This window comes from Armatimonadota bacterium (genome assembly GCA_031459715.1).
GTDB lineage: Bacteria > Sysuimicrobiota > Sysuimicrobiia > Sysuimicrobiales > Humicultoraceae > Humicultor > Humicultor tengchongensis.
On record JAVKIA010000001.1, the window covers coordinates 112429 to 127447 of the forward strand.

Annotated in this window: 17 protein-coding genes and 1 tRNA gene; 9 read left to right on the forward strand and 9 right to left on the reverse strand. The window is 68.2% G+C overall.

The window, feature by feature from the left end; all coding sequences use genetic code 11:
- From QN152_00525 to QN152_00540, 4 genes are all read right to left on the reverse strand, one after another.
- Positions 1-805, reverse strand: an 805-nt coding sequence (locus QN152_00525; protein ID MDR7538002.1) for a branched-chain amino acid ABC transporter permease, incomplete at its 3' end; no start/stop codon positions are given.
- Positions 806-886: 81 nt separating this feature from the next.
- Positions 887-1585, reverse strand: a complete 699-nt coding sequence (locus tag QN152_00530; protein MDR7538003.1) for an ABC transporter ATP-binding protein — start codon at positions 1583-1585, stop codon at positions 887-889.
- Between the two features lie 16 nt (positions 1586-1601).
- On the reverse strand, positions 1602-2402 hold the full coding sequence (locus QN152_00535; GenBank protein ID MDR7538004.1) for an ABC transporter ATP-binding protein: 801 nt from the start codon (positions 2400-2402) through the stop codon (positions 1602-1604).
- Positions 2403-2570: 168 nt separating this feature from the next.
- Complete coding sequence (locus QN152_00540; GenBank protein MDR7538005.1) at positions 2571-3812, reverse strand: ABC transporter substrate-binding protein; 1242 nt, start codon at positions 3810-3812, stop codon at positions 2571-2573.
- Positions 3813-4021: 209 nt separating this feature from the next.
- Here QN152_00540 and QN152_00545 point away from each other — a divergent pair, with 209 nt between their 5' ends.
- The 4 genes from QN152_00545 to QN152_00560 are packed head-to-tail and all read left to right on the forward strand — an operon-like array spanning position 4022 to position 7680.
- On the forward strand, positions 4022-4903 hold the full coding sequence (locus tag QN152_00545; protein ID MDR7538006.1) for a xanthine dehydrogenase family protein subunit M: 882 nt from the start codon (positions 4022-4024) through the stop codon (positions 4901-4903).
- Positions 4893-5375 (forward strand): (2Fe-2S)-binding protein, encoded by a 483-nt coding sequence (locus QN152_00550; protein MDR7538007.1) that lies wholly within the window; start codon positions 4893-4895, stop codon positions 5373-5375. Before QN152_00545 ends, QN152_00550 begins: the two co-directional genes overlap by 11 nt.
- Complete coding sequence (locus QN152_00555) at positions 5372-6679, forward strand: molybdopterin-dependent oxidoreductase (GenBank protein ID MDR7538008.1); 1308 nt, start codon at positions 5372-5374, stop codon at positions 6677-6679. The genes QN152_00550 and QN152_00555 overlap by 4 nt, the downstream gene beginning before the upstream one ends.
- The gene (locus QN152_00560; protein ID MDR7538009.1) at positions 6679-7680 is read left to right on the forward strand and encodes a nicotinate dehydrogenase medium molybdopterin subunit; all 1002 of its coding nucleotides are present in this window, start codon (positions 6679-6681) and stop codon (positions 7678-7680) included. The genes QN152_00555 and QN152_00560 overlap by 1 nt, the downstream gene beginning before the upstream one ends.
- Positions 7681-7690: 10 nt before the next feature.
- Here QN152_00560 and QN152_00565 read toward each other — a convergent pair whose 3' ends face one another.
- Positions 7691-8131 (reverse strand): hypothetical protein, encoded by a 441-nt coding sequence (locus tag QN152_00565; GenBank protein MDR7538010.1) that lies wholly within the window; start codon positions 8129-8131, stop codon positions 7691-7693.
- Between the two features lie 81 nt (positions 8132-8212).
- Here QN152_00565 and QN152_00570 point away from each other — a divergent pair, with 81 nt between their 5' ends.
- Complete coding sequence (locus tag QN152_00570; GenBank protein ID MDR7538011.1) at positions 8213-8863, forward strand: exopolysaccharide biosynthesis protein; 651 nt, start codon at positions 8213-8215, stop codon at positions 8861-8863.
- 639 nt (positions 8864-9502) lie between these two features.
- Here QN152_00570 and QN152_00575 read toward each other — a convergent pair.
- Both QN152_00575 and QN152_00580 read right to left on the reverse strand, forming a co-directional pair.
- The gene (locus QN152_00575) at positions 9503-9637 is read right to left on the reverse strand and encodes a hypothetical protein (protein MDR7538012.1); all 135 of its coding nucleotides are present in this window, start codon (positions 9635-9637) and stop codon (positions 9503-9505) included.
- 149 nt (positions 9638-9786) lie between these two features.
- Positions 9787-9862, reverse strand: a tRNA-Phe gene (locus QN152_00580).
- Positions 9863-10115: 253 nt separating this feature from the next.
- Between QN152_00580 and QN152_00585 the strand changes: the two genes are divergently transcribed.
- The 4 genes from QN152_00585 to QN152_00600 are packed head-to-tail and all read left to right on the forward strand — an operon-like array spanning position 10116 to position 13251.
- Complete coding sequence (locus tag QN152_00585) at positions 10116-10589, forward strand: GAF domain-containing protein (protein ID MDR7538013.1); 474 nt, start codon at positions 10116-10118, stop codon at positions 10587-10589.
- 4 nt (positions 10590-10593) lie between these two features.
- On the forward strand, positions 10594-11601 hold the full coding sequence (locus QN152_00590; GenBank protein ID MDR7538014.1) for an ABC transporter ATP-binding protein: 1008 nt from the start codon (positions 10594-10596) through the stop codon (positions 11599-11601).
- Positions 11598-12404 carry an ABC transporter permease gene (locus tag QN152_00595; protein MDR7538015.1) on the forward strand — a complete coding sequence of 269 codons (807 nt, stop codon included), beginning with the start codon at positions 11598-11600 and terminating at the stop codon, positions 12402-12404. The genes QN152_00590 and QN152_00595 overlap by 4 nt, the downstream gene beginning before the upstream one ends.
- A gap of 4 nt (positions 12405-12408) precedes the next feature.
- On the forward strand, positions 12409-13251 hold the full coding sequence (locus QN152_00600; protein MDR7538016.1) for an ABC transporter permease: 843 nt from the start codon (positions 12409-12411) through the stop codon (positions 13249-13251).
- On the opposite strand, the gene QN152_00605 is transcribed toward QN152_00600, so the two are convergent.
- Both QN152_00605 and thyA read right to left on the reverse strand, forming a co-directional pair.
- Positions 13245-13826 carry a dihydrofolate reductase gene (locus tag QN152_00605; protein ID MDR7538017.1) on the reverse strand — a complete coding sequence of 194 codons (582 nt, stop codon included), beginning with the start codon at positions 13824-13826 and terminating at the stop codon, positions 13245-13247. The genes QN152_00600 and QN152_00605 overlap by 7 nt on opposite strands.
- The gene (thyA, locus tag QN152_00610) at positions 13823-14812 is read right to left on the reverse strand and encodes a thymidylate synthase (protein MDR7538018.1); all 990 of its coding nucleotides are present in this window, start codon (positions 14810-14812) and stop codon (positions 13823-13825) included. The genes QN152_00605 and thyA overlap by 4 nt, the downstream gene beginning before the upstream one ends.
- Between the last annotated feature and the right edge of the window lie 207 nt (positions 14813-15019).

The following is a 15019-nucleotide window of genomic DNA, read 5'->3' on the forward strand; positions in this document are numbered from 1 at the left end:
CGGTGTAGGCGATGGCCCCCGCCAGGGGCCCGTACAGCGTGCCCACCCCGCCCAGGATGGTGACCACCACGGGGTCGGCGGCCCGGTGGAAGCTGGTGATCTCCGGGCTGACGAAGCCGAAGTAGACGGCATACAGAGCCCCGGCCAGGGCTGTGGTGGTGTTGGCGATGATGAAGGCCAGCCAGCGGATGCGGAAGTTGCTGTAGCCCAGGAACTGCAGCTTATCTTCGTTGATCTTGGTGGCCAGGCAGCAGGCACCGTAGATGGTCTCGTCCAGGTACTTGTAGAATCCCCAGAGCAACAGGGCCAGGAGGAAGGTGAAGACGAAAAACCGGCTGGGGTCGGTCAGGTCCAGCACGGGCGTGGGGCTCATGCGGGCGAGGAACCACAGGCCGTTGTCGCCGTGGGTGATCCCCGCCAGCACCTTCTCCATCAGGTAGTACATGATCACAGCCAGAGCCAGGTTCACCAGGGCGAAGTAGTCGCTGCGCAGCCGGACGAAAAGCGGACCAATGAGCAGGGTGACCAGCAGCCCCCCCAGCAGCCCCAGGAGGATGCCTACGTAGGGGTTGTGGCCGAAGTAGAAAAGGTAGAAGGCCGTGGTGTAGGCACCCACCCCCAGGTAGGCCGGCTGGCCGAAGGAGATGAAGCCCACCCGCCCCAGGAGGAAGTTGTGGCCCATGACGTAGATGGAGAAGATGAGGATCTCGTTGGCGAAAGGCAGCGGCATGACCAGCCGCAGCACGGCCACCACCAGGAAGGCAACCAGGATGCCGGACCACCAGCGCAGCGCGCTCTTCAGCACCGGGCTGCTCCTGCGCTCCGGTGTGTATCGCCTGCCACCGGGGCTTCTCGCGCGCAACTGCGGTTCGGACGCCGGTTCCGGCTACAGGTATCGTTCACAGACATTGGCCCTGATGGCCTCCGGATCCGAGATCTCAGCGACAATGTGCCCCTCCCTGACGGCGTAGACCTTGTCGGATATGGCCGAGACCAGCGGCAGGTTCTGCTCGACAATGACCAGGGTGGTGGTCTTGCTCAGCTCCCTGAGCACTTCCTTCAGGTGGTCGACCAGGCTGGGGGCCAGGCCCTCGGTGGGCTCGTCGATAAGCAGCAGGCTGGGGCGCCCCAGCAGCGCCCGCCCGATCATCAGCATCTGCCGCTCCCCTCCGCTGAGGTAGCCTCCCTTGTGATCCAGCAGCTGCTTCAGCCGGGGAAAGTGCGCGAACACGGGTTCCCAGTCGTAGTCCCCAGTGGCGTAGCTGGCCAGCTCCAGGTTCTCCCGCACCGTCAGGTCGGAGAAGACGCGCTTGTCCTGGGGGACGTACTTTAGCCCCATCCGGGCGATCTGGTAAGGCCGCAGACCGATGAGGTTGGTTCCGTTGAAGACGACGGAGCCGGAGGTAGGGCGGAGGAAGCCAGCGATGGTCCGCAGAAGGGTGGTTTTTCCGGCCCCGTTGCGGCCCACGCAGGTGACCAGCTGGCCCCGACGTACGGAGATGTGGGCGTCGAACAGCACCCTGGACTCCCCGTAAGCCACGTGCAGCCCCTCCACCACCAGGATCTCGCCGTCCCGGGCTGTCACCTTGCCCTCCATGAGCTCAGCTGGCGCCGACCCCGATCTGCCAGTAGCTGCGGCGGACCTCTGGATCGCGCAGGGTCTCTTCGAAGTTGCCGTCCGCGATGATCCTGCCGTCGTGCATGACCGTGAGCCGCTGTACGAAGTCAGCGATCTGGGAAACCTTGTGCTCCACGATGAGGATGGTCTGGCGGCCCACGTGCCTGCGCAGCACATCCAGGACGCTCTTGATCTCCGCCTGGCTCAGGCCGGCCAGGGGCTCGTCCAGCAGGAGCACCTGTGGCTCGGTGAGCACGGCCATGGCGATCTCCAGGCGCCTCTTCTCCCCCAGGCTGAGGTGACGTACCAGGCGGTCACGCACATGCTGCAGCTCGAAGACCTCCAGGGCTTCCAGGATCTTCTCCTCCTGGCGGTATCTCCGGCGGGCTGTCAGGACCATGGAGAACAGCGAGGGCCGGCAGTACGCACGGTAGAAGGCCAGCACCAGGTTGTCGATGGTGGTCAGGTTGTCGAAGGTTGATGTGAGCTGGAACGTCCGCATCATCCCCATCTCGATCCGCCGCTGGGGCGTGGCGTGGGTGATGTTCTCCCCACGGTAGAAGATCGTCCCTTCGTCGGGCGGGTAGTAGCCGGTGAGGAGGTTGAACAGGGTGGTCTTGCCGGCGCCATTGGAGCCGACGATCCCCGCCACCTCGTACTCCCGCAGCGTGTAGGTTACCCGGTCGACGGCCACAAGCTGCCCGAAGCGTTTGGTGACGTTGACGGCCCGAACGATCTCCGCGCCAGCCGGTGCCGCGGCCTCTGCGGAGCCCGCACCCACCATTCGTTCAGGCTCCTGTGGGTATGCGGCCGTGCGACCCGGAGAGGGTGTTGCCTGGGCAGACCCCCTCTCCGGGTGCAGCTGCCGCGGGGGCGGATGATGCCAGGAGCCGCGTCGGGTCAGAAAGGCGCAGGACGACCACCCAGTCCCTAGACCAATAGCATGGATCCCTCAGTAGCCCAGCGACTGCAGGGTGGGCATGACCCCCTCGCCCCCCTGATAGCCCAGGACCTTGAAGAGGTCCCAGGCGTGCTTCTGCTCGCCGGGGCCCTTGCCCCTGACCAGAAAGGCAGCGAACTGGTAGATTGGCGCGTGGTCCTGCCGCCAGCGGGCGGGTCCCTTCACCGTGGTGAACTGGGGCTTGGCCATCAGCGCTGCGCCTACGGCCTTGGGCTCGAAAGAGCCCGCAGTCTCGAAGCCGCGGAACATTTCCCGGAAGGCGGTGTAGGCGATGGTGGCGTAGGCGTCCGCCGGCGTCCCGTACTTGGCCTGGTACAGCTGGCTAAAGGCGCTGGCGCTCTTGGCTACCCCCGTCGGCCCCAGGTCGCTCAGGTCGTAGTAGAAGTAGTGCATGGCGTAGACGCCGTCCAGGGCCTCGGGAGGAATGCCCTTGGCCACCACGTTGGTGATAAAGGCGTTGAAGATGGTCATCTCCCGGTTCAGGCCCATCTGGTGGGTCTGCTTCAGGAGGGCCACCGCGTCGGCAGCAAACTGCGCCGAGATGAAGACGTCCGGCCTGGCCGCCCGCACCTTCGTCAGCACCGTGGTGAAGTCCGTGGTCCCCAGGGGGACCTCGTCGTAGCCCACCACCTCAGCGCCGTGCTGCTTGGCGGCAGCATAGACTCCGTCACGGATGTCCCAGCCCCAGCTGTCAGCGCGGGCCAGGAAGAAGATGCGCTTCTTCCCCAGCACCTTGATGGCCGAGGTGCCGGACATGTATCCCACCGTCCAGGGGCTGTAGGCCACGGCAAAGGTGGTGGGGGAGAGCTTCCCCTTCTCGAAGGCCTCCTTGGCCATGACGCAGGTGGGGAAGTACGGCAGAGGCTCCTTCATCACCACGGCGTTGAGGGCGTAGGCCAGCGGGGCCCACGTCTGCCCACCCACGCCTTTGACGCCCTCGGAGACCAGGTAGCGGAAGCGGCGGACTCCGACGTCCAGCTTGGCCTCGTCGTCGGCCACCACCCCTTCCACCTGCACCTTTCCCCAGGGCATGTTCAGCCCGCCTTTTCCGTTGATCACGTCGATGGCTAGCAGCGCGCCGTTCTTCTGCGTCTCGGCCACCGCGGCGAACGGTCCGGTGAGCGGCAGCAGGATGCCCACCTTGATCTTGCTGGGTTGGGCCGGCCCCGCATTGGCTGGAGCCAGAGCCACGGACAGGGTGAAGAGGAGCAGCAGAACCAGCCACTTTCTCATCGCCATCCCCTCCCATCCAACGACCTACTCGGACTGCCCCGCGCACCGGTCGGCTCGGGCATTGAGCCCGTGCGACCGCACGGCCTGGATCCTCCGCGCCAGTGAAGGAAGGAGGAGCCCCACCCCGAATCGGTTGTTTGGATACATTATCCAATATCCCTTTTTAACCGGCCAGGCTGGTAATTCCTTCTGCCCTGGAGGAGGCGCCAGTGAAGCCGCCCCGATACATCGCTGCCTCGACGGTCGCCGAAGCCTCCACCATCCTGACGGCGGAGGAGGGGGCGCACGTGTTGGCAGGGGGCACCGACCTCGTGGTGCGCATGCGCGATGGCCTGGTGCGGCCAGCAGCGCTGGTGGACATCGAGCGTATCCCCGACCTGGCGGCCATTGACAGCGTCGACGGCCACCTGCGCATCGGGGCCACGGCAACCATCGCCGCGTTACTGGAATCACCGCTGGTCCGCCGCCTGGCGCCGCTGCTGGCCGAGGCCGGCGCCCAGATGGGCGCGGTGCAGCTGCGCAACCTGGCCACGGTGGGAGGCAACCTGGCCAGCGCCGTCCCCTCCGCCGATCTGGCCCCTCCGCTCATCGCCCTGGGAGCGGTGGCGCGGATCGCCGCAGTGGGGAGAGAGCGGACGCTGCCTGTGGAGGAGTTCTTCGTGGGGCCGCACCGCAGCGCGCTGCGCCGCGGCGAGGTGCTCACCGCCGTGGGCGTGCCTCCGCCGGAGCGAGGAAGTGGAGCGGCCTTTGTCAAGTTCGGCCGGCGTAGCGCCCAGGTCCTGGCCGTGGTCAACGCAGCGGCCTGGGTACGTCTTCAGCAGGGCGTGGTGGAGGAGGTGCGTATCGCCCTGGGCGCGGTGGCGCCCACACCGCTGCGGGCGCGCACGGCGGAGGAGCTGCTGCGGGGAGAGCCGCCGGATCCACGCCGTCTGGAGGAAGCGGCCGCTGCGGCGGCGGGAGAGACCAAGCCCATCTCCGACATGCGCGCCTCCGCGGACTTCCGGCGACATCTCTCCCGGGTGCTGGTGCGCCGCGCCCTGGAGCAAGCTGTGCAACGGGCCCGGAGCAGGGGGTGGGACCGTGTCCTATGAGCTCAGCTTCCGCCTGAACGGCGAGCCCGTCACCACGGCGGTGGAGGCCGACGAGAGCCTGGTCTGGGTGCTGAGGGAGCGCCTGGGGCTCCTGGGGACGAAGATCGGCTGCGGCACCGGGGACTGCGGAGCCTGCACGGTCTTGCTGGACGGGCGTCCGGTCTGCAGTTGCCTGCTGCTGGCGGTGAAGGCGCAGGGGCGGGAGGTGATGACCATCGAAGGGCTCGGCCAGCCCGGCCGCCTGCATCCCCTGCAACAGGCGTTCGTGGACCACGGCGCGCTGCAGTGCGGCTTCTGCGGTCCGGGCATGCTCCTGTCGGCGGCAGCGCTGCTGGCCCGCAATCCCCGCCCGCGGGAGGAGGCGGTGCGGGAAGCCATCGCCGGCAACCTGTGCCGCTGTAGCGGTTACGTCAAGATCGTGGAGGCCATCCTGGCCGCCGCGGAAGCGATGACCGGGAGGGAGGCCGTATGACGACCATCACCCGGCCCGCGCCGCCGGTCGTCGTCCAGGAGGTTCCACCTCAGGCCGTGGGGCGGCGTGTCAGCCGGCACGATGCCCTCCTCCAGGTTACCGGCCAGGTCCTTTACGGGGAGGACATGCGGGCCCCCGGGATGCTCTGGGCCAAGGCCGTCCGCAGCCCGCACCCCCACGCCCGCATCATCAGCATCGACCTCCTGCCGGCGCTGACCGCTCCCGGCGTGCGGGCAGCGATCACGGCCCGGGACGTGCCGCGCAACCGCTACGGGTTCACCCACCAGGACCAGCCTGTGCTGGCGGAGGACCAGGTGCGCCACGTGGGGGAGGCGGTAGCGGTGGTTGCCGCGGAAACCCTGCGACAGGCGGAGGAGGCGGCCGCCAGGGTGGTGGTGCACTACGAGCCCCTGCTGGCCGTCTTCGACCCCCTGGAGGCCATGCGCCCCGAGGCCCCTCGGGTGCACCAGGGCAGCAACGTGGCGGAGCACGTGCGCCTCCGCCAGGGGGACGTAGATGCCGGCTTCGCCGCCGCCGACCTGGTGGTGGAGGAGGAGTTCACCACCACGTTCGTGGAGCACGCGCACCTGGAGCCTCACGCCGGCCTGGCCATTCCCGCCGCCGACGGGGCCGTAACCATTTACTCTTCGGTGCAGCGGCCGTTCCTGGTGGCGGCAGACACGGCCAAGGTCCTGGCCATGCCGCAGCACCGCATCCGCGTCATCGCCACCGGTGTGGGCGGTGGCTTTGGGGGAAAGAACGAGATGACCCTGGAGCCCTGGATTGCCCTCCTGGCCCTGAAGACCCGCCGTCCGGTGAAGATGGTGTTCACCCGGGAGGAGGAATTCCAGGCAACGACGGTGCGTCACCCTTACCGCATGCACTACCGCACGGGCGTGCGCCGCGACGGCACCCTGCTGGCCCGGGCGGTAGAGATCATCAGCGACTGCGGCGCCTACGTTTCCTGGGGCGCCTCCACCCTGGCCAAGGCCTCCATCCACGCCGCCGGGCCGTACGCCATCCCCCACGTGCGGATCGACGGCTACCTGGTGTACACCAACAACCCGGTGGGCGGGGCGATGCGGGGGTTTGGAGTGCCGCAGGTTGGGTTCGCCTACGAGTGCCACACCGATGCGGTGGCGGCGGCCGTGGGCATGGATCCCGTCACCTTCCGCCTGCGCAACGCCCTGCGGGACGGCGGGCGCCTGCCCACGGGTCAGGTGCTGGAGAGGGTGACGCTGGAGCAGACACTGCGGCGAGCGCTGGCGCTGGCGGGGTGGGAACCGGAAGGGAGGGGGCGGTAGTGCGCAGGCGCGGGCGCGGGGTCGCCTGGATGGCCTATCCCATTGGCTTCACCTCCTATGCCAACCCCAGTGCCGCGTTCGTCAAGGTGAACCAGGACGGCTCGGCCGTGGTCTGGACCGGTGCGGCGGATGTGGGGCAGGGCTCCACCACTGCGCTGGCCCAGATTGCGGCGGATGCGCTGGGCGTTCCCCTGGAGCAGGTCACCATGGTCACCAGCGACACGCTGCACACGCCCATGGACCTGGGCTCGGTGGCCAGCCGAGTCACCTACATCGCTGGCAACGCCATCCTGCGGGCCTGCGCCCAGGCCCGGCAGGTCCTGCTGGAGGTGGCGGCTGAGGAGCTGGGCATCGGCCCGGAGGGGCTGGAGAGCCGCGGCGGGTGGATCCTGGTGCGCGACCTCCCAGAGCGCCGCGTCCGCCTGGCGGAGATCGCGCGGAAGGCGGAGGCGGTGAAGGGCCGCCCTCCTATCGGCGCCGGTTCTTACAACCCACCGACGACCTTCCTCGATCCGGAGACGGGGCAGGGCAAGCCCTACAATACATATGTCTACGCCACTCAGGTCGCTGAGGTTGAGGTGGACACCGAGACCGGTGAGGTGCGGGTGCTTCGGCTTGTCGCCGTGCACGACTGCGGGCGCGCCGTCAACCCCCTGCTGGTGGAGGGGCAGATCCAGGGCGGCATGGCCATGGGCATGGGCTATGCCCTCAGCGAGGAGATGGCGGTCCAGGAGGGGCAGGTGCTCAACACCAAGTTCGCCGACTACCTGATCCCCACCGCCATGGACGTTCCTCCCCTGGTGGTGGACCTGGTGGAGGCGCCGGATCCCAGCGGGCCTTTTGGCGCCAAAGGGGTGGGGGAACCCGCGCTGCTGCCCACGGCGCCGGCCATCGTCAACGCCATCTACGACGCGGTGGGAGTACGCATCCGCGAGCTCCCCGTGACCGCGCAGCGTGTTCTGGCTGCACTGCGGGCGCAGGAGACCTCTGCCGCAGACTGATAGGCCCGGACTAGCGCTCGAACCAGAGGGTCTGCGGCTTGAGGTTGCGGGTGATGCCCAGTTGTGCGGCCATCAGATTGGTCCAGGCGAGGAACCCCTCGATGATCCCCAGGGCTTCCTCCTCCACCTCATCGGGGTCCAGCGCCGAGGATTGCAGGGCGGCCACCATCTCGCCGATGGAGTGGCAGAAGGTGTCGATGTCGTCCAGGAGCTCCCGGCCAATGCGCAGCGCCGCCGCCGTGGCCGCCTGCGGCCGTCGCGACGATCGCGGCGCCAGAGCGCGGCGGTGCGCCACGGCCCACTCCGCCAGCTCCTCCAGGGCATAGTAGGCTTCCTCCGGGCCGCGCTCCATCAAGAGCGTGACGAAGGCCTGACAGTTCCGCCAGACCTGGTGGATGATGTTGGCCAGTAGCTTCTTGTCGTAGGGCTCCAGGCCGCGAGCGCGTGCCATGCCGGTCGTCCTCTATTGTTCTCTCTTCCCGACGCAGGCCGCAGTTCCTGCAGGGGAAGGCCGTCCCCCGGAGGAAACCTGATGCGCCATATGATGGAGGCTCACCCGAAGTTTCCTCTACCGCCTCCGCCCATCAGCGAGGTGCTGGACCAGCTCCTGGCCGCGGAGGAGCGAGTCACCATCGGGGAGATCGTCGACCGCATCGACGAACGCGGGTTCGGGCTCCTCATGCTGATTCTTGGGCTGCCCATGCTCATCCCTGTGCTCCCTCCCGGGGCATCTACCCTGGTGGGCCCCATTTACGCTCTGCTGGCCCTGCGCCTGGTCATCGGCATGGATCGCCCCTGGCTGCCCGGGTTCGTGCGACGCAAGGTCCTCTCGGCCCACACGCTGCAGGTGCTGCGGCGCCGCGGCGTCCCCCTGGTACGGCGGATAGAACGCTTCTCCCGCCCCCGCTTCCGCGTGCTCAGGCATCCCCTGATCGTCCGCCTGGCCGCGCTGAATGTGCTGATCATGGGGCTGGTCCTCCTCAGCCCGGCGCCCTTCCTCAACACCCTGCCGGCGCTCTCGGTGATGTTCATCGGTCTGGGACTGATGAAGGACGACGGCGTCTTCCTGGCACTGGGCCTGGGGTTGGGCCTGGTGGTGCTGGGCCTCCTCGCCGCCAGTGTCGGCCTGCTCGTCGCTGCCCTGCGGCGTCTTGCTCCCTGGTGGTTCCCGCCCGGGCCGTAGGAGTGGTTGTCGTTCGGGTGCTTCCCGGTCGCCTCTGGGCTTGTGGGTGGCCGCCAGGGCTGGGTGGCGTGGTGTGGAGGGTAGGAAGGGGGTACGCCGGGTAGTCCGGCGAACGACTGCAACCACGTTGACGCTGTGCCGCCTGCTCGGGTCTGTCTGGCCGTGTTCCTGATGGTGGCGCCGGCGACCGGGCAGCAGTGCTCGCTTCCCGGCCTGCGGACCGTCATCGCCGGCGTGGGCATGGATGGTAGGATCACCGGCGCTGCCGGCGCGCTGACCGCGGGCCTGTGGTGTACCGACTATCTGAAACTACCTGGAGTGGCGGCAGCTCAGACCAGAGGAGATCGGGGTGCAGTGGCATACCCATCCTGAGGTGCGAGCGGGGAGGGTAGTTTGTAGCTGCGCGGGTTCTCTGTCACCCGTAACGGCGGGCACAGCGCGCCTCCCCTATCAGTACCATTAGCCCAATGGTCATCAACGGGGTGCATTCAGCGCTTCGGGGCGAAGGGAGGTAAATACCATGTTGCACAGGCTGATTACTGCTCTTCTGCTCGGCCTTCTTCTGCTGCCAGCCGGGATGCAGGCTACGGCCCTGGGCAGGGGAGCACAGTCAGGATGAGGAGGAGTGGGTCCTTTGCCTCAGGCCCGATTGAGCCTGCAGAGTCCGCCGATCCGATCCGCCAGGCCGAACAGGCCCAAGTTGAGGGTGGCAGTGACGCTGGCGCGCCCGCTGAGGACGGTGGCGAGCACCGCGCGCAGCGGTAGTGCCCACACAATGGTGCCATTCTGAATGGCGCTGGCAGGTAAAGAACCCGGTGGCGAGGAGGTGAGGACAATATGTCCGACCCTCCCCGCCACGGGTTGGGCAGAAGTTATATCACCCTGAAGGAGATCGAGACCCGTGCGAGCAGAGCAGAGGGTCTTGGTGCCGGGGGACGGAATCGAACCGCCGACGCCGGGCTCTTCAGGCCCGCGCTCTACCAACTGAGCTACCCCGGCCCAGTCCTTACCGTAGTGGCTGCCGAAGGGATCCCGCAACACACTGTACCTACTTTCGCCCCGGAGGGCAAGCACCCGGATCCTGCTAGTCCTGCCCCAGCAACGACGTGTGCGCGCGGTGACGGTCCGTCGTTGTTTACACATGTGCCTGCATGGAGAACGGGCGCCAGCCAGTCCCGATGCTGCATGCAGTCACGAGCCACCGGGTCCGGGCGCAAAGCCTGATGCAGAGCCTGATACAGAGCCTGATATAATGGGCCGGGTTCATCTGGGGGTTCTGGCCATGGCTTCAGAGGTGGATTACACTGGTGCGCTGCAGGCGGTGCGCGACCGCCTGGCAAGCGGCGGTGTGGAGGCCGTCGTCGCCTACCTGGCGGAGGCCTTCCCTCACTACTCCTGGGTGGGGATCTACTGGGTGGAGGGCGGCGAGCTGGTACTGGGGCCGTGGAAGGGCCCCCAGGCCACGGAGCACACGCGCATCCCCATCGGCGCCGGTATCTGCGGGGCGGCGGCAGCCACGGGACGCACGGAGGTCGTCGACGACGTCAGCCGGGACCCCCGGTACCTGGCATGCTTTCCCTCCACGCGCTCTGAGATCGTGGTGCCCATCAGCCGGGCCGGCCGGGTGATCGGGGAGATCGACATCGACAGCGACCTCCCGGCCGCCTTCGGCCCGGACGACCGCCGGTTTCTGGAAGCGGTGGCCGCGCTCATCGCCGCGGCGTAGGGCCATGCCGCCCGCCATCGAAACCGAGGACCTCGTCCGCATCTTCCGCCTGCGCCGCTCCCGGCACCATCCCTCCGGCGCACCCATAGTGGCGCTGGACGGCGTCTCCCTGGAGGTGCCGCGGGGGGAGCTCTTCGGCCTGCTCGGTCCCAACGGCGCGGGGAAGACCACGCTGATCAAGATCCTGGTGACCCTGCTGCTGCCCACCTCGGGGCGGGCGGCAGTGGAGGGGTTCGACGTGCGCACGCAGGCGCAGCAGGTGCGGGAGCGCATCAGCATGGTCTCCGGAGGGGAGCACTCCGGCTACGGCCTCCTCACGGTGCGCGAGCAGCTGTGGATGTTCAGCCAGTTCTACGGCCTCCCCAGCGGTGAGGCGCTGGCGCGCATCGACCACCTGCTGCAGATGGTAGGTCTGTACCAGGAGCGGCACCGCAAGGTACAGCAGCTCTCCACGGGCATGCGCCAGAAGATGAACCTGGTCCGTGGCCTGCTGTCCGACCCCCACGTCTTCTTCCTGGACGAGCCCACTGTGGGCCTGGACGTGGGGGCGGCCAGGGATATCCGTACCTATATCCGGACCTGGCTGGCCGACCGCCCCGACCGCACCATCCTTCTGACGACGCACTACATGAGCGAGGCGGAGGAGCTGTGCGACCGTGTGGCCATCATCCACAAGGGCAAGATCGTGGCCTGCGACACTCCGGTCCGCCTGAAGCAGGCGGCCTCCGGCGGTTCGTACTTCCTGCTGGACACCGAGCGCCTGGACGGCGCCGACTTCCTGCGCAGCCTTCCGGGCGTGGCCCGGGTGGACAGTGCGGAGCGCGACGGCCGGACCGAGCTGCGGCTGCGCCTGGCCGAAGACGCAGCCATCGCCGGGGTGGTGGCCGCGCTCACCGGGTGCGGCCGGCGCATCCTCCGCCTGCAGAAGATCGAGCCCACCCTGGAAGACGCCTTCATCACCCTGGTGGGGCAGCGCCTGGAGGAGGCCGACCAGGAGGCCGCTGCGCCATGAGGATGCGGCGCGTCTGGTACGCCCTCCGAGGTCGGGCTTACCCGCGGACGGTGGGAGCGGCACGGGAACCCTCCTGGATCTTCTACGACCTGGCTCTACCCATCCTCGGCGTGCTGGCCTTCGTCTTCGTCTACCGCGCCCTGGGAGCGCCGCCGCAGTTCACCGGCTACGTGATCATGGGCGGGGCCACCGTCTCCTTTTGGATGAACGTGATGTGGAACATGGCCGCGCAGTTTTACTGGGAGAAGCACCAGGGCAACCTGGAGCTCTACATGATGGTCCCCTGCGGCCTCGTGCCCATCCTCCTGGGCATGGCCGCAGGAGGCATGGTGGCCACGACGGTACGCGCTGCCGTGGTGGTGGCGGTAGGCGTCCTGCTCTTCCGGGCGCCGCTGGCGGTCTCGTCCTGGCCGCTGTTTGGGCTCATCTTCGCCCTGGGGCTGGTGGCCCTCTACGGCCTCGGCATGTTCTTCAGCAGCCTCTTCCTGCTGTGGGGACGGGAGGCCTGGCACCTGGTGGGCCTGCTGCAGGAGCCGGTTTACCTGGTCTCCGGCTTCTACTTTCCCGTGCGGGCGCTGGGGCCGTGGGTGGGCCTGGCGGCCTCGATCATTCCCATCACCCTGGCCCTGGATGGCCTGCGCCAGGTGATGTTCCCGACATTCCATCCAGGCCTCTTGCCGCTGGCGTGGGAGATCGCCGGCCTGGCCCTGCTGGCGGTGCTGTTTGTGGTCCTGGCGCTGCGCATGCTGCGTCTCATGGAGCGGCTGGCCCGCCAGGAGGGCCGGCTGAGCTTCCGCTGGTGAGACGGTGCTGACCCGGGCCCTGCGCACGGCCCGCGTGGGGTTCTGGCTGGGCTGGCAGGTCCAGTCCAACTGGACCGACCCGTTCTTGTTCTTCGTTTACTCCATCGCCCGCCCCCTGGGTGGGGTGCTGATCCTCGTCTTCATGTTCTTTGTGGTGGCGGGGGGCCGGCGAGGGCCGATGCTGGACTTCTTCGTGGTCGGGGCGGCCCTCTGGCCGGTGGTGGTCTGGGCCATGCAGGGGCTGGCCTGGGGGCTGCTGGAGGACCGCGAGCACTTCAAGACCATCGCCTACATCTACACGGCGCCGGTGCCCTTCTGGGCCTACCTGGTGGGCCGCGGGTTGGCCTCGGCAGTGGTGGCACTGCCGGCCACCGTGATCACGCTGACAGCAGGGATCACGGTCCTGCAGGTTCCCCTGGTCCTCTCGCTCGACCGTCTGCCCGCACTGGCGGCAGTCTTCCTCGTAGGTGTCGCCGGCCTGGTGGCCGTGGGCATGACCGTGGTGGGGGCGCTCTTCCTCATCTCGGGAGAAGCCTGGCGGCTTCCCGACGCCGTGGGGCAGGGACTGTATCTGCTCTGCGGCGCGGTTTTTCCCCTGACGGTGCTGCCGGCCTGGCTGCAGCCGCTCACCCGCCTCTTCCCTGTGACCTACTGGCTGGAGGCGATGCGGCGGAATCTGCTTCCGCAGGACGCAGTTCGCTCCCTCCCCGGGATGGGCGGCCCGGCTGTGCTGGGTGCGCTGCTGCTGGCGACGGGCCTGTGGATCCTGCTCGCCGGACTGGCGTACGTCGGCGGCCTGGCTCGGGCACGGCAGAAGGGCATCCTGGACGCCTCCACCGGTTACTGAAGATCGCTGGCGGCGACCTCATCGGAGCCGGTGGGGCCAGAGGCCGGCGCTGCGGCGTGCTGAACCCGGCCGGGGGGCCAGCGCCGCTCCAGCAGCTCGAAGGTGCAGGCGTATTCGTTCTCGGAGTCCTGGGGGTGTTGCCCCAGGGGTATGGTCCGCCACTCTTCCGGATTCAGCGGGGGAAAGAACGAGTCTCCCTCCACGGCGGCGTGGACCCGTGTCAGGTAGATCCGGTCGGCGTGGGGCAGCGCCTCCCGGTAGATTTCCGCCCCGCCGATGACGTAGACCTCTTCCTCTGCCCGGGCCATCTGCAGCGCACCTTCCAGCGTCGGAGCGATCTCACATCCCGGCAGCCGGTAGCCGGCCTGCCGGCTAAGGACGATGGTGCGCCGTCCGGGGAGGGGCCCGCCCAGGCGGCGCATGATTGACTCCTGGGTCCTGCGGCCGACGATCACCACGTGTCCCGCGGTGAGGCGGCGGAAGCGGCGCAGGTCCTCGCGCAGGCGCCAGGGGAGGTCGCCGGCCCGGCCGATGACCCCGTTCTCGGCGACAGCCACGACAAGCGCGACCCTCACAGCGGCGTGGGAATCCTCAGGCGCGGCAGGCGCGGGTGGTAGTCCGCCACCGAGAAGTGGTGGGGGCGGAAGGCGAACAGGCTGGTCACGGACCGGTCGAAGGTCACGGTGGGGAAGCGCTGCGGCTCCGTGGCCAGCATCCGCTCCACATAGGGGAACTGATTGTGGTAGATGTGCACGTCGTCGAGGTAGTAGACGAGTTCTTTCGGCCGGTAGCCCGTCACGTGGGCGAGCATCAGGGTGAGGGCGGCATAGTGGACGAGGTTGAACGCCAGCCCCACGGGGGCATCGGCGCTGCGCTGGCGGTGGCTGATGGTGAGCTCCCCCGCTCCATTGATGTGCACGTGGAACCAGCCATGGCAGGGGGGAACGGCAGCCCGCCGGTCCGGCCGGAGCAGGTACTGCGGGATCCAGGGGGTGACCTCGTGGTAGCGCAGGTGCGGGTGGGCCCTGATCTGGGCCAGCAGGGCGCTGATCTGGTCGAAAGGGCCCTCAGCGGTGGGGAAGCGGCGGAAGGCAGCGCCGTATGAGGCCGGCCCCAGGTCTCCCGGGGGCAGGCCGGTGTGCGCCGCGTTGGCCTCGCTCACCCACTGGATCCACCAGTGGCAGCCGAAGGCCTCCAGCTCGGCTTGCGTCTGGGCCCCGTTGAGGAAGGCGCAGATCTCTCCCAGCGCCTGGTAGAATGGCGACGGCCTGCCGCCCTGAGGGGCGGGGGTGGCCAGGTCCCGTTCGGTAATCAGGGGGAACCCGTTGGCCAGGGGGAAGCGCATGAGGTGGCCGACCACCCGGCGTGCTGGCACTTCGTGGGCGGTAGGGACGTCTTCTCCCTCCTCCAGGATGCGGCGCAACAGTTCCCGGTACTGGAGATCCGGACTCCTCTGGTCGAAGGGGAGGTAGACCGGCGGCTCCTCCCCGGTCAGGGAAGATGCCACCATGGCAGCGGGGCTTTCGCGGCCGGCGGACGGTTGCAGGCGAGGACCGCTCATCTCCGCGAACTCCTTAGGTGCATCCAGCTTGGATGCGTCCGGCCGCAGGCGCAGCCCAGACGACCCATCAGGTGCAAGATGACCTCAGGGAGAGGGTCGGGGATAGAGCGGGGTCGGATGCGGTGTGGTCAGGACGGTCAAAAGGGTGGCGAAATGGACAGGTCTAGGCGTCGACCCCCCCTGAGATCAAGAGGTATTTCCACATGT